The sequence below is a fragment of the Streptomyces violens genome (assembly GCF_000717745.1).
In the GTDB taxonomy this organism is placed as follows: domain Bacteria; phylum Actinomycetota; class Actinomycetes; order Streptomycetales; family Streptomycetaceae; genus Streptomyces; species Streptomyces violens.
Genome location: NZ_JOBH01000006.1, coordinates 61188 through 74245, shown reverse-complemented (window position 1 = coordinate 74245; position 13058 = coordinate 61188). Strand labels below are relative to the sequence as shown.

Genomic DNA, 13058 nt, shown 5'->3' with positions numbered 1-13058 from the left:
TCCTTCACGCCGCCCGGGACCGCAGCGCCAGCTGCGGTCCGAGCGCGTACAGCAGCCGCTGCATGTCCGCGACCAGGCCGCCGAGCGAAACGGACGAGTCCCCGTCCAGCTCCGGCAGCCAGTTCTTGAGCCGGCCATGCGCCTCCCACGCGCGGTCCAGGTCCGCGGCCCGCCGGCCCTCGCGCTCCTCCCCCGGCCCCTCGTCGAGCAGGTGCAGGTCGTGTTCGCAGACGTCCCCCGCCGCGTCCAGCACATCGGCGGCCAGGCCGAGCGCGCCGTGCGGCGGCGGGGCCAGGTCGTGCTGGTCGGGGGCCGCCTCGCGCAGCGTCCGGGTGAGCGTCTTGAGGTGCTCGCTGATGCCGTCCCAGGTCTCGTCCCAGTCCGCGGGCGGCGCGGCGCGGCCGCGGCGGCGCAGCCGGTAACCGGGGTTGAGGCGGTAGCTCTCCTGGTCCCAGCTACGCGCGGTGTGCAGGTCGGTGACGGCGTTGGCGAGCCGCCGCGCCCGGTCCTGCCAGGTATCGGCGTCCTGGTGGCTGTACCCCTCGTCGCCCGCCTCCCGCAGCGCTTCGGCGATGGTGTGCAGCAGGTAGGCGCTGTCCCGCGGCAGCGTGTAGAGCATGTGCCGCACGCTGCGGGCGTGCACCGGCGGGAGGACCAGGGCGTTCACCGTGATCCCGATGGCGGCGCCGATGACCGACTCCAGCAGCCGGTGCCCGATGTCGTACAGCGAGTACGAGCCGTAGGCCAGCACGAACAGCGCCGTCGTGGACGCGTACATGCCCTGCTGCCCGAAGCGCGCGTAATTGCCCAGCAGGACGGTGAGCGGCAGGGCGAGCACCATCGCGGCCATTTTGTTGCCGGTCAGTGTCGCCGCGCCCGCCGCGATGACCGTGCCGGCCGCGATCACCGCGAGCTGCTGCAGCCCGGACCGGACCGACCGGTAGACGGTGCTCTCCACGAGCACGACCGCCGTCCACGGCGCCATCAGCGCCATCGGCGCGCCCCACCACCAGCCCGTCACGGCCCAGGCGAGCGCGGCGGCGGCCGCCGCCTTCAACGACTGCACCGCCGCGTCCCGCTCGGGCCCCGGGCCGGTCACCGCGCCGCGCGCGGCGCGCAGGACGGCGGCGACCTCCCACTTGAGCCAGCTCCACCAGGCCATCAAGGCAGCGGGGTGCCACCGGTCGCGTTCACGATCTCAGCGGTGATGAACGCGGCGTGCTCGGAGGCGAGGAACACATAGGCGGGCGCCATCTCGGCGGGCTGCGCCGGGCGGCCCAGCGGCGCCTGCTTCCCGAACTCCACGGTGTCCGGCATCGTCGCCGGGATCAGCGGCGTCCAGACCGGCCCCGGCGCGACGGCGTTCACCCGGATGCCGTCGGAGGCGAGCATCTGGGCGAGCCCCTGCGTGAAGGTGACGATGGCGCCCTTGGTCGTCGCGTAGTCCAGCAGGTGCGGACTGGGCTTGTAACCCTGTACGGACGTGGTGTTGATGATCGAGCCGCCCTTGGGCATGTGCGGCAGCGACATCTTGCACAGCCAGAACATGCCGTAGAGGTTGGTGCGCAGCACCCGGTCGAACTGCTCGGTGCTGATGGCCTGGATGCCGTCCGGCTGGGCCATCTGGTACGCCGCGTTGTTCACCAGGATGTCGATCCGGCCGAACTCCGCGACCGCCCGCTCGACGAGCCGGCGGCATTCGGACTCCTCGCGGATGTCGCAGGAGACCGCGACGGCCTTCCGGCCCGCCTCCTCGATGAGCCGGGAGGTCTCGCGGGCCTCGTCGGCCTCTTCGGGCAAATAGGTGAAGAGCACATCGGCGCCCTCGCGCGCGAACGCCAGCGCCACCGCGCGGCCGATGCCGGAGTCGCCACCGGTCAGCAGCGCCTTGCGGTCCGTCAGCAGCCCGCTGCCGCGGTAGGAGTCCTCGCCGTGGTCCGGTGGCGGGTCCATCGGACCGGTCCAGCCGGGGTGCTCCTGTTCCTGTGCGGGGAAGTCGGGCTGCGGGTGCTTCTCCCTGGGGTTCTGCGGCCGCCCGTTCGGGGCGCCGCTCCCCGCGTTGTCGTGGTGGTCGTGGGGTTGCGCGGCCACTGATGCCTCCTGCTCCGCATTGACCATGGACCGGATCGGCTGGACAGCCGTCCCCTTCGGCTGATCACCGGGTCCCCCGCCCGGCGGACCTCAATCCATCATCGGGTCGCCCGCGAAGATCGGCGACCCGGCACCGGGACGGACAGTGCGAACCGGCCGGGGCACATGGGTTTCCCCTCGCCCCTCGGCGGTACTCGGTGCCCCATGGACTTCCCGGCGGAAACGCCCGGACGGAGAAGCCCGAAAGAAATGACTTCATGACGCACAAAGCACAGACACCGGATGAAGGCGACCGCCGGGGCCCCGCGAAGGGCCTGGCACTGCCCGAGCTGATGCGCGCGGCGCGCGCCCAGCTCGCCGAGCTCACCGGACTGCATCCCGAGACCGTGACCCGGTTCGAACGGACCGGGGACGGCTGGCTCCTGGAAACGGAAGTACTGGAGCTCTCCAGGGTGCCCGACACGATGAGCCTGATGGCGCTGTATGAGCTGACCCTCGATGAGGAGGGTGTGCTCATCGGGTACCGGCGCGTCGGCCGCTACGAACGCGCGAAAGGAAACCCGTAGACATGACTGTGGTTCCCGCCCAGCAAGAAGGAGGCAGCCGAGGAGGTGGTGGCACCAGCGGACTGTACGACGTGCTGGAGCTGGTGCTGGACCGCGGACTGGTGATCGACGCCTTCGTGCGTGTCTCCCTGGTCGGCATCGAGATCCTCAAGATCGACGTACGTGTCGTGGTGGCGAGCGTGGACACCTATCTGCGGTTCGCCGAGGCGTGCAACCGGCTGGACCTGGAGTCCGGCCCCAAGAAGGAGCCCGGACTGCCCGACCTGGTCGGCGAGATCACCGAGTCCGGCGCGCGCGGCAAGAGCAAGGGCGCGCTCTCGGGCGCCGCCGAGACCTTCGCCGACGCCATCGGCCAGGGCCGGGAATCGGCCTCCGGCAGGTCCGGCGACGAGGAGCCGCGCCGTCCGCGGCGCACCACCACCAGCTCCCGCAAGAAGGAGGAGAGCTGATGACCACCTACGTCTACGGCATCGCACACGCCGACCACCCCGCCCCCGAGCAGCAGGTGCTGGGCGTCGGCGACCCGCCGCGCCCGGTGCGGATCATACGGGCCGGCGAGCTCGCCGCCGTGGTCAGCGACTGTCCCGACGGGCTGCGCCCCAAGCGCCGCGACCTGCTGGCCCACCAGCACGTCCTCACCGAGACGGGCAACGCGGGCGCGGTGCTGCCGCTGCGCTTCGGCTCGCTCTCGACGGACGACGACGCGGTGCGCGGTGCGCTCGGCGAACACACCGAGCACTACAAGACGCAGCTCGCCGAGCTGACCGGCCGGGTGGAATACAACGTCAAGGCATCGCACCGCGAGGAGGAAGTGCTGCGGCTCGTCGTCGACGACGAGCCGGAGGTCCGCCGCCTCACGGAGGCCCTGCAGGCGTCCGGCGGGGGCGATTACCCCGAGCGGGTGCAGCTGGGCGAGCTGGTGGCCAATGCCGTACGGGCCCGCGAGGTGCGCGACGCGCACACGGTCGAGCGGACCCTGGCCCCGCTGGCGGAGCAGTCGGCTCCGGGCCCCGAGGGGACGGGCTGGCTGGTGAACCTCTCGTTCCTGCTGCCGCGGACGGAGACCGCGCCCTTCACCGAGGCGGCGCACCGGCTCGCCGAGGAACAGCCGCAGCTGGAGCTGCTGGTGAACGGCCCGCTGCCGCCGTACAGCTTCGTGCGTCCGGCCCAGCCGGCCGCCGAACACGCGGGCCGGGACTGATGGGCCTGCTCAAGGAAGTACTGCTGCTGCCCGCCGCACCGGTGCGCGGCACCGGGTGGGTACTGCGCCAGCTCGTCGCCGAGGCGGAGCGGCAGTACCACGACCCCGGGCTCATACAGCACGAACTGCGGGAACTGGAGCGGGAGTTGAACGACGGCCTGATCGACGAGGCGGAGTTCGACCGGCGCGAGGACGCACTGCTGGACCGGCTGGAGGCGGCGCGGGAGCAGCGGCACCAAGCACAGTGAGAAGAAGGACGGGAGACGGTTGAGATGAACAACCGGGCGGCACTGGCACTGGCCGTTGCCGGCGGATACGCACTGGGCCGCACGAAGAAGGCGAAGCTTGCCCTCACCGTCGGCGGCGTGGTCATGGGACGGCGGCTGCAGCTCGATCCGCAGCGGCTGCTGGGCCTGGTGGACGAGCGGCTGAAGGCCGACCCGCAGCTCGCGGAGCTGCGCGACCAGCTGCGGGAGGACCTGGGCGGCGTGGGCCGCGCCGCGGCGGGCGCGTTCGTCACCCGCCGCATCGACGGACTGGCGGACAGCCTGCACGCACGCACCGCGGGCGTCCAGGAACGGCTCACCGGCGGTACGCGGGAGACACGGGCCGAGGACGATGAGCCCGCCCCGCGGGAGGAGCCGGAGGAGCAACACGACAAGCCCGCCCCGCGCAAGAAGGCCACCACCAAGGCGACGCCGGCGGCCCAACGCGCCCGCCGCGCCAAGAAGGCCGAAACGGGCAGGACGGGCACGGCGAAGTCCGGGACCAGGACCGCCACCAAGCAGTCCGCCAAGCCGGCCGGCAAGCAGTCCGGGAAACAGCCGGGCCGGAGCCGGGAGCGTACCGATGGCTGACCAGAAGCAGGGCGGCGCCGCCACCCTCCTCAAGGAGAGCATCGCCGGCAGCCCGGCCACCGACCGGCTCAAGGAGGAGGCCGCCGCGTTCGCCGCGGCCCAGGCCCAGCGGCTGCTGATCGCCGGCGGCCGGAAGCTGGGCGCCGCGACCACCCGGCTGCAGGACATGGCGGAGGGCAACGGCCCCGGCATCGACCTCGGCCGGCTGATACGCGGCGGCGGCAGCGACGACAAGCGCGCCGGCACCGGGACCGGACGGTTCGTCACCATCGTCGAGGACACGGACGTCGGGGTGCCGCTGGGCACCGCGCACGATCAGTGGACCCGGTTCGAGGAGTCCAGTTCCTTCGCCAAGGTCCTCGCGGACGGCCGCAGTAAGGGCATCGTCACCTTCCACGAGCTGACGCCGGATCTGACCCGCGTCCTGATGGTCATCGAGTACCACCCGAAGGGCATCGTCCAGTGGACCGCCAACCTGTGGCGGTCCCAGGGACGGCGGGCCCGGCTCGACCTGCAGCACTTCCGCCGCTTCGTCATGCTGCGCGGCGAGGAGGACGAGCCGCACGAGGACGCGGTGGCCCGCGAGGAGGACGAGGAAACGGTCGACACGTACGAGGACGAGGGCGACGCCGAAGCGTACGAGGGCGACGAGGAAGAGGCGTACGAGGGCGAGGGCGAATACGAGGACGAGCCCGAAGCCGAGTACGAGTACGAGGACGAGGACGAGGAAGAAGGCGAGCCCGCCGACGAGTTCGAGCCCGAGCCGGAACGGGTGAGGTGAGCACGTACCCCATGTCCTACCCCTCCCCCGGCGCCGGCGGCGGCGCCAACCTCGCCGACATCCTCGAACGCGTCCTGGACCGGGGCGTGGTGATCGTCGGTGATGTCCGGATCAATCTGCTCGACATCGAACTGCTGACCATCAAACTGCGGCTGATCGTGGCCTCCGTGGAGCGCGCCGAGGAGATGGGCATCGACTGGTGGCGCGACGACCCGTCGCTGTCGTCCGGCGCCCGCCGCAAGGAACTGTCCCAGGAACGCCGGGACCGGAACCGGGAACAACGCGAACTCGCCCGCGAGAACGCCGAGTTGAAGGAGCGACTGGCCGCTCTGGAGAAACAGGCCCAGGACGGACGGGCCCTGGAGGAACGGAAGGAGGAGTCACCGTGAGCACGCGCCAGAACGGCCGGCTGACGTACGCCTACGCCGTCCTCCACCGCGGCGCCCGGCCGCCCGCCGGCCTGCTCGGCATCGGGGACGCGCCCGTGCGCACCGTGGCGGAAGGGCCGCTGGCCGCGCTGGTGTCCGATGTGCCCGCCGCGGAGTTCGACCAGCCGGGGGTGCGCGACCGCCTGGAGGACCTGACGTGGCTGGAGGCGACCGCGCGGGCGCACCGGCAGGTCGTGGACGAGACCGCGGCGGAGGTGGGCGTGCTGCCGCTGCGGCTGGTCACGGTGTACCGGGACGAGGACGCGGTACGGGCCGCGCTGGCCGAGCACGCGGAGCGGTTCGAGCGGCTGCTCAACCGGCTGGACGGCAGGCTGGAGTGGGGCGTGAGGGCGTACGCCCAACAGGCCCCGGACGACCGCAAGCCGGACGACCACAGGCCGGGCGGCGGGGAGGACCGTGAACCGGCCGAGGCCGAGTCCGGGCGGGAGTTCCTGCGGCGGCGGCTGCGGGACCGCAAGGCCGAGGGCGCCGCGCTGCACGAGGCCGACGGCCTGGCCCGGGAGGTGCACGACGCCCTCACGCGGGCCGCCGAGCACAGCCGGCTGCACCGCCCGCAGGACGGCCGGCTCGCCGAGGCCGTCGCCGCGTCCGGCGCGCCCGACGCCGCCGGCCGGGCCCCCGCAAGCACCCGCCCCGCCGTCACGCGCGGCCCGAATCTCCTCAACGGCGCGTACCTGGTGCGCCGCGAGGCAGCCGGCACGTTCGCCGAGCGGGTCGGCGAGCTGGCGGCCCGCTCCCCCGCCCTGCGGATCGAACTGACCGGCCCCTGGGCCCCGTACTCCTTCACCGACCTGCCGGACGACGAGGCCGGCCGGAGCACCTCATGAGTACTCCCGCCACCGCCCCGCAGACCCCCGTCGCGCTGATCGACCTGCTCGACCGGCTGCTCGCCGGCGGCGTGGTGATCGCCGGCGACCTCACGCTGCGCATCGCGGACGTGGATCTCGTACGGGTCGACCTGCGGGCCCTGATCAGCTCGGTGAACGAGAACGTCCCGTCGCCGTTCGCCGAACTCGGCCCGGACGGGGCGGGACCGGCGGAGCCGGTGTACGCGGAGGAGGCGAGGCGACCGTGACCAGGCGCGTGGAACTGGACGAGGAGAGCGTCGAGCGGGACCTCGTACGGCTGGTGCTGACCGTCGTGGAGCTGCTGCACCAGCTCATGGAGCGGCAGGCGCTGCGCCGCGTCGAACAGGGCGACCTGTCCGAGGACCAGGAGGAGCGCATCGGTACGACGCTGATGCTGCTGGAACGCCGGATGGACGAGCTCTGTGCCCGCTACGACGTGGGCCGCAACGAACTCAACCTCGACCTGGGCCCCCTCGGCTCCCTCCTCCCGCGGGAGGAGGACCGGTAACAACACATGACAACGCGAAGGCCGGTACGGCGGCCCCGCCGCGAGGGCGGGGCCGCCTGTGGGTGCGGAGACACTCCGGTACGGGTCGTTACTTGCCCATCGCCGCCCGTATCGCGTCCTTCGTGCGGTCCACCACCGAGGCCACCGGAGTGACGAGGAGGTTGGCGACCGCGGACTCGGCGCCCGGGTGCGGGTGGGTCGGCGCCACCGCTTCGGCGGCCTTGACCGCCTTGGCCATCCCCTCCAGGGCGCGCCGGTCGGAGACCGCGCGCAGGTGGGTGAACTCGGACTTCTCCTCCGCCTCGGCGTGCGCCCGGATGTCCTGGCTGACCGCCGCGAACTTCTCGTGGAACTCCGAAGAGTCGACGTCGATGTCCTCCAGCCGGCTCAGCACCTCCTTGGCGCTCTTCTCCTCCGCCGTCCGGTCCTTGACGACCTGTCCGCCGCCCTCGACGTGGTCGCGGACGTAGGGATGGACGACCTCTTCCTCGGCCGTCTCGTGCACGGCGAGCAGGCGCACCACGCGCTGGAACGCCTGCTTGCGCTCCTCACCCTTGTGGTTCACGACGTCGTCCAGGAGGCGGCGGATCTGCTGATGCTGCTGCTCCAGCAGCTCCACGACGTCCTGCTGCTTCTCGGCCATGTGCGGGCCCCTCTCGTCTCGTCGTGCGGGACCCCGGCCGGGTACCCGCCGACGGCCCCCCGAGACGGCGGGAACCGGCCTCGCGCGGCCTCACACCGGACTGTGGTCCGCGCCGGCCGCCGCGAGGTCGAACGCCGAGTTGACCAGGGCGACATGGGTGAACGCCTGGGGCACATTGCCCAGTTGGCGGCCGGCCGCGCCGTCCCACTCCTCGGCGAACAGGCCCAGGTCGTTGCCGAGGGCCAGGGTGCGCGCGAAGAGGGCGCGGGCCTCGGCGTGCCGGCCGGTGGCGAGCAGCGCGTCGGAGAGCCAGAACGAGCAGGCCAGGAAGGCGCCTTCGGTACCGGGCAGCCCGTCGCCCGACGAGCCGTCACCGGACGGGCCGCCGTTCGAGTAACGGCGCAGGAATCCGTCGTGGTCCAGTTCGGTGCGTACGGCGTCCACCGTACGGATCACGCGCGGGTCGTCCGGGGGCAGGAAGCCGGTCTTGACGATGAAGAGCGTGGCGGCGTCCAGCCCTCGGCCGCCGTAGTGCTGGACGAAGACGCCGCGGTCCGCGTCGTATCCGTGTGCGCAGACGTCGGCGTGCACGGTGTCGCGCAGCGTCCGCCAGCGCGCGAGCGGTGCGGGCAGGCCGGTCTTCTCGGCGAGGCGTACCGCCCGGTCGGCGGCGACCCACGCCATGACCTTGGAGTGCACGAAGTGGCGGCGGCCGCGGCGCATTTCCCACAGGCCCTCGTCCGGCTCCCGCCAGCGCTGCTCCAGGGCGTCCATGAGGGTGCGGAAGAGGGTCCAGACGCGGCGTTCCATGGGGATGCCGGCCGCCTGGGCGAGGTACAGGGTGTCGGCCACCTCGCCGTAGACGTCCAGTTGGAACTGGTCGACCGCCGCGTTGCCCAGCCGGACCGGGCCCGAGCCCTCGTAGCCGGGGAGCCAGGGCGCGGTGGACTCCGGCAGCCGGCGCTCGCCGGCCAGGCCGTAGAGGGTCTGGAGGTCCGCGGGGTCGCCGGCGATGGCGCGTACCAGCCAGCGCCGCCAGGCGGCCGCCTCCTCGTGGAAGCCGCCGCGCAGCAGTGCGGAGAGCGTCATGCTGGAGTCCCGCAGCCAGCAGAAGCGGTAGTCCCAGTTGCGCGGCGCGCCGATGGCCTCGGGCAGCGAGGTGGTGGGCGCGGCGACGATGCCGCCGGTCGGGCGGTAGGCGAGGGCCTTGAGGGTGATCAGCGAACGGAGCACGTCGGGGCGCCACCTCCCCTCGTACCGGCAGGTCGCCGCCCAGCGCTGCCAGCCCTCCGTGGTCTCCCGCAGGGCGCGTTCGGGGTCGGCGACCTGGACGGTGCGCACGTGCGAGGGCTGCCAGGTGAGGACGAAGGGGACCCGGTCGCCGGCCCGGACGGTGAACTCCGAGCAGGTGGCGCCGTCGGAGCCGAAGGTGTGCACGCCGGGCGGCACGCGCAGCCAGCCCGAGTCCGGGCCCGCGGTCGCGATGCGGTGGTGGCCGGTGCGGCGCACCCACGGCAGGACCCGGCCGTAGTTGAAGCGCAACCGCAGTGCGCTGTACATCGGGACCTCGCCGGACAGCCCTTCGACGAGGCGGATCAGCCGGGGTGCCCGCTCGCGCGGGGGCATGAAGTCCAGGACGCGGACCGTGCCCCCGGGGGTCTCCCAGAGTGATTCGAGGACCAGGGTGTTGCCGGTGTAGCCGCGGCGGGTGCAGGGCCGGGGCGCTCCGGCCGGGGCGATCCGCCAGTGGCCGTGCTCGTCGGTGCCGAGGAGGCCGGCGAAGGCGGCGGGCGAGTCGAAGCGGGGCAGGCAGAGCCAGTCGACGGAGCCGTCCCTGCCGACCAGGGCGGCCGTCTCCAGGTCGCCGATGATCCCGTAGTCCTCGATGCGTCCGGGCATGGTCCGTCCATTCTCGGGCGGTCCCCGCCGGCCTCGCGAGCCGCGGCCGCGCCTGCGCATATGCGGTGGACAGCGCATCCGTTTGCACGCCCATGGCCCCGCCATGAGAATTGTGTAGAGCTCTGAGGCTGAAGTCCCTGCCCGCTGCGGAAGGGGTCAGTGATGCAGCGGTCTTTGTCGTGGGTGCCACCGGGGACGGATCCGGACCGGCCGAACGCTGCCCGGATCTACGACTACTTCCTGGGCGGCTCGCACAACTTCCCCGCCGACCGCGAGATGGCCCGCCAGGCCATCTCCCTCTGGCCCGACCTGCCGATGATCATGCGGAGCAACCGGGCCTTCCTGCGCCGCGCGGTGCAGTACCTGGCCGGCGAGGGCATCACGCGCTTCCTCGACCTGGGCTCGGGCATTCCCACCTTCGGCGCGGTGCACGAGGTCGCCCAGGAGGTACGCCCGGACGCCCGGGTGGTGTACGTCGACATGGATCCGGTCGCCGTCGCGCACAGCAGGCTGCTGGTGCGGGACGATCCGCTGGTCGAGGTCGTCCAGGCGGACGTGCGGGACCCGCACGGGCTGCTCGCCCAGGCCCCCGTCGCCGAACTGCTCCGTCCGGGTGAGCCGGTGGCGGTGCTGCTGGTCGCGGTGCTGCACTTCGTCCCGGACGAGGCGGATCCGGCCGGCATCGTCGCCACGCTGCGCGACGTGCTGCCTCCGGGCAGCGCGCTGGCCCTCTCCCACGCGTCGCTGGAGGGCCGCCCCGACCAGGCCGGCCCGCACCAGGAGCTGTACGCCCGCACCCGCACCCCGCTCACGATGCGCTCCCGGGCGCAGATCACCGCGTACTTCGACGGGTTCGAGCTCGTCGAGCCGGGCGTGGTCTACCTGCCCGAGTGGCGGCCGGAGACGCCGGACGCGGTGGGGCCGCATCCGGAGCGGATGACGGGCCTGGCCGGCGTGGGGCGTCGCCCGTGAGTGCTGCGGAACCGGACCGCGGGGCGTCCGGACACTTCGAGGAGTCCTGGGCCGGGCTGCTCCGGGAAGGACTGGGGCTCACGGTGCAGCCCGGGGCGCGGCAGCGGCTGACCGCCCGGACCGCCGAACTGCTGCGCCGGGCCTGGCAGGGCGACCCGGTGTCCACGGTCGCGGCCGAGGAGGCCGGGACGCTGCTGGTCGACGCGCACTACACCGACCCCTCGGTGCTGGCCCGCGCGGTCGAGCTGCTGCACGCGCACCCGGTACCGAAGGGCCGCGGGCCCGCCGTGGCCGGTGCCTTCGCGGCCGGGTGGGCGGCGGCGCTGCGCGAGCGGACGCTGCGGGACCAGGAGGAGATCCGGGCCGCCACCGACACCGCGCGGCAGTCGGCCGAGCGTTCTCTGCGGGCGACCGAGGCCCGCTTCCGCGCGCTGTTCGAGAACGCCCCGATCGGCATCGGCATCGGCGACCTGCAGGGCAACATCCTGGAGGTCAACCGGGCGCTGCTGGACATCTTCGGCGGCCGCATGGAGGAGCTGCGCGGCCGCCGGGTCACCGATCTGGTGCACCCGGAGGACGAGCCGGGCACCTGGCTGGCGTACGACGAGCTGGTCCGGGGCGAGCGGGAGCGCTTCGAGTGCACCAAGCCGTATTACCGGAAGGACGGCGAGGTGGTCTGGACGCACCTGACGTGCTCGCTGATCCGGGACGAGGAGCTGGTACCGCACTACCAGGTGGCGCTGCTGGAGGACATCACCGACCGGTACCGGCTGGAGGAGCGGCTGCGCCACCAGGCCACCCACGACACGCTGACCGGCCTGCCCAACCGGGCGGCCTTCATCGACCGGCTCGAACGGCTCTTCCGGGCGCCCCGCGCCGACGCCCGGTTCGGGATCTGCTATCTCGACCTGGACGGCTTCAAGTTCGTCAACGACAGCCTGGGGCACGGGGCCGGTGACGAGCTGCTGGTCGCGGTGGCGCGGCGGCTGGAGACCGCGATGACGCCGCTGGGGCATCTCGTGGCGCGGCTGGGCGGCGACGAGTTCGTGGTGTTGCTGGAACGCTCGCGGGGGCAGCAGGACGCCGTGACGGTGGCGAAGGCCGCGCTGTCGGCGCTGGCCACACCGTTCCCGGTCGCCGACCGCCGGCTGTCGGTGCGGGCCAGTGTGGGCGTACTGGAGCGGTCGGTGGCCACGACGACGCCGGAGGCCGCGGTGCGCGCCGCGGATCTGACGCTGTACCGGGCCAAGGAGGCGGGCCGCGGCCGGTGGACGCTCTTCGACCCGGGCCACCACGCGCGCGAGGTGACCCGCTACGCGATGTCGGTACGGATGCCGGCGGCGCTGGAGCGGGGCGAGTTCTTCGTGGACTACCAGCCGCTGTGCACGCTGTCGGACGGCTCGCTGGCCGCCGTGGAGGCGCTCGTACGGTGGCGGCACCCGGACTTCGGCGTGCTGAGCCCGGACGATTTCATCGCCACCGCCGAGCAGACCGGGATGATCATGCGGCTGGGCCGCTGGGTCCTGGAGGAGGCGTGCGGGCAGGCGGCGGAGTGGGTGCGCCGGTTCGGGACCGCGGCGCCGCAGGTGAACGTCAATGTCTCGGTCCACCAGGCCAGGGACGCCCGGCTCGCGGCCGACATCGGCAGGGTGCTGCGCTCCTCCGGGCTGGACCCGAGGCTGCTCCAGCTGGAGATCACCGAGAGCGCCGTGCTGCGGTCCGACGACGACTCGATGCCGACGCTGCGCAGCCTCGCGGACGCCGGTATCACGCTCGCGGTGGACGACTTCGGCACCGGCTGGTCGGCGCTGGGGTACCTCGGTGAACTCCCGGTCTCCGGGCTGAAGATCGCCGGTTCGTTCCTCGCGGACACCCACCGCCCGGAGGCCGCCGCGCAGCAGAGCTGGCGGGTCATCGAAGGGCTGGTCTCGCTGGCGCGGGCGCTCGGCGTGAACGTGACGGCGGAGGGCGTGGAGACGGCGGCCGACGCGGAGCGGCTGCGGGCCATGGGGTGCGACTGGGGCCAGGGCTGGCACTTCGGCCGTCCGGCGCGGCCCGGCGAGATCACCCGGCGGATCACCCAGGAGCTGCGGCGCATGGCCGGGCACGAAGACACCGATTACTACAGCGAGTGACCAACAGCAGTCTCTTTCGCGATACTTACGGCATTTCACTCCCTTTACCTTGACTCTCGGTGAGGATGCTGCAAATGTGAGGACCAGGCTCCGCTTTTCCGGGCGGAG

The 13058-nt window shown here is 72.7% G+C and carries 16 protein-coding genes; 12 read left to right on the top strand and 4 right to left on the bottom strand.

Going from position 1 to position 13058, the window contains the following annotated elements:
• Window positions 1-4: 4 nt before the first annotated feature.
• Both IF04_RS0112790 and IF04_RS0112785 read right to left on the bottom strand, forming a co-directional pair.
• On the bottom strand, window positions 5-1162 hold the full coding sequence (locus IF04_RS0112790) for an FUSC family protein (RefSeq protein ID WP_030255071.1): 1158 nt from the start codon (window positions 1160-1162) through the stop codon (window positions 5-7).
• On the bottom strand, window positions 1162-2091 hold the full coding sequence (locus IF04_RS0112785) for an SDR family oxidoreductase (RefSeq protein WP_051831173.1): 930 nt from the start codon (window positions 2089-2091) through the stop codon (window positions 1162-1164). The genes IF04_RS0112790 and IF04_RS0112785 overlap by 1 nt, the downstream gene beginning before the upstream one ends.
• A 257-nt stretch (window positions 2092-2348) precedes the next feature.
• Between IF04_RS0112785 and IF04_RS0112780 the strand changes: the two genes are divergently transcribed.
• The 10 genes from IF04_RS0112780 to IF04_RS0112735 are packed head-to-tail and all read left to right on the top strand — an operon-like array spanning window position 2349 to window position 7301.
• Window positions 2349-2657 (top strand): gas vesicle protein GvpO, encoded by a 309-nt coding sequence (locus IF04_RS0112780; protein WP_030255065.1) that lies wholly within the window; start codon window positions 2349-2351, stop codon window positions 2655-2657.
• A gap of 2 nt (window positions 2658-2659) precedes the next feature.
• Window positions 2660-3106, top strand: coding sequence for a gas vesicle structural protein GvpA (locus IF04_RS0112775; RefSeq protein WP_030255062.1), 447 nt, complete (start codon window positions 2660-2662; stop codon window positions 3104-3106).
• Complete coding sequence (locus IF04_RS0112770) at window positions 3106-3858, top strand: GvpL/GvpF family gas vesicle protein (RefSeq protein ID WP_030255060.1); 753 nt, start codon at window positions 3106-3108, stop codon at window positions 3856-3858. The genes IF04_RS0112775 and IF04_RS0112770 overlap by 1 nt, the downstream gene beginning before the upstream one ends.
• The gene (locus tag IF04_RS0112765) at window positions 3858-4106 is read left to right on the top strand and encodes a gas vesicle protein GvpG (RefSeq protein ID WP_030255056.1); all 249 of its coding nucleotides are present in this window, start codon (window positions 3858-3860) and stop codon (window positions 4104-4106) included. Before IF04_RS0112770 ends, IF04_RS0112765 begins: the two co-directional genes overlap by 1 nt.
• 24 nt (window positions 4107-4130) lie before the next feature.
• Entirely contained in the window at window positions 4131-4715 is a 585-nt protein-coding gene (locus tag IF04_RS0112760) for a hypothetical protein (protein WP_030255053.1), read from the top strand.
• Window positions 4708-5496, top strand: a complete 789-nt coding sequence (locus IF04_RS38685; protein WP_030255051.1) for an SRPBCC family protein — start codon at window positions 4708-4710, stop codon at window positions 5494-5496. The genes IF04_RS0112760 and IF04_RS38685 overlap by 8 nt, the downstream gene beginning before the upstream one ends.
• Window positions 5497-5507: 11 nt before the next feature.
• Window positions 5508-5885 (top strand): gas vesicle protein, encoded by a 378-nt coding sequence (locus IF04_RS0112750; RefSeq protein ID WP_030255048.1) that lies wholly within the window; start codon window positions 5508-5510, stop codon window positions 5883-5885.
• Entirely contained in the window at window positions 5882-6772 is an 891-nt protein-coding gene (locus IF04_RS0112745; RefSeq protein ID WP_051831171.1) for a GvpL/GvpF family gas vesicle protein, read from the top strand. The genes IF04_RS0112750 and IF04_RS0112745 overlap by 4 nt, the downstream gene beginning before the upstream one ends.
• On the top strand, window positions 6769-7020 hold the full coding sequence (locus tag IF04_RS0112740) for a gas vesicle protein (RefSeq protein WP_030255043.1): 252 nt from the start codon (window positions 6769-6771) through the stop codon (window positions 7018-7020). Before IF04_RS0112745 ends, IF04_RS0112740 begins: the two co-directional genes overlap by 4 nt.
• Window positions 7017-7301 carry a gas vesicle protein K gene (locus IF04_RS0112735; RefSeq protein WP_030255039.1) on the top strand — a complete coding sequence of 95 codons (285 nt, stop codon included), beginning with the start codon at window positions 7017-7019 and terminating at the stop codon, window positions 7299-7301. Before IF04_RS0112740 ends, IF04_RS0112735 begins: the two co-directional genes overlap by 4 nt.
• An 88-nt stretch (window positions 7302-7389) precedes the next feature.
• On the opposite strand, the gene IF04_RS0112730 is transcribed toward IF04_RS0112735, so the two are convergent.
• Together IF04_RS0112730 and IF04_RS0112725 are read right to left on the bottom strand one after the other, a co-directional pair.
• Window positions 7390-7944 carry a hemerythrin domain-containing protein gene (locus IF04_RS0112730; protein WP_030255036.1) on the bottom strand — a complete coding sequence of 185 codons (555 nt, stop codon included), beginning with the start codon at window positions 7942-7944 and terminating at the stop codon, window positions 7390-7392.
• Window positions 7945-8034: 90 nt separating this feature from the next.
• Window positions 8035-9843, bottom strand: a complete 1809-nt coding sequence (locus tag IF04_RS0112725; protein WP_030255034.1) for a glycoside hydrolase family 15 protein — start codon at window positions 9841-9843, stop codon at window positions 8035-8037.
• Between the two features lie 162 nt (window positions 9844-10005).
• Here IF04_RS0112725 and IF04_RS0112720 point away from each other — a divergent pair, with 162 nt between their 5' ends.
• Together IF04_RS0112720 and IF04_RS0112715 are read left to right on the top strand one after the other, a co-directional pair.
• A complete protein-coding gene (locus tag IF04_RS0112720; protein WP_030255032.1) occupies window positions 10006-10815 on the top strand; it encodes an SAM-dependent methyltransferase in 810 nt (269 codons plus the stop codon).
• A complete protein-coding gene (locus IF04_RS0112715; RefSeq protein WP_051831169.1) occupies window positions 10812-12950 on the top strand; it encodes a putative bifunctional diguanylate cyclase/phosphodiesterase in 2139 nt (712 codons plus the stop codon). The genes IF04_RS0112720 and IF04_RS0112715 overlap by 4 nt, the downstream gene beginning before the upstream one ends.
• Window positions 12951-13058: the final 108 nt, after the last annotated feature.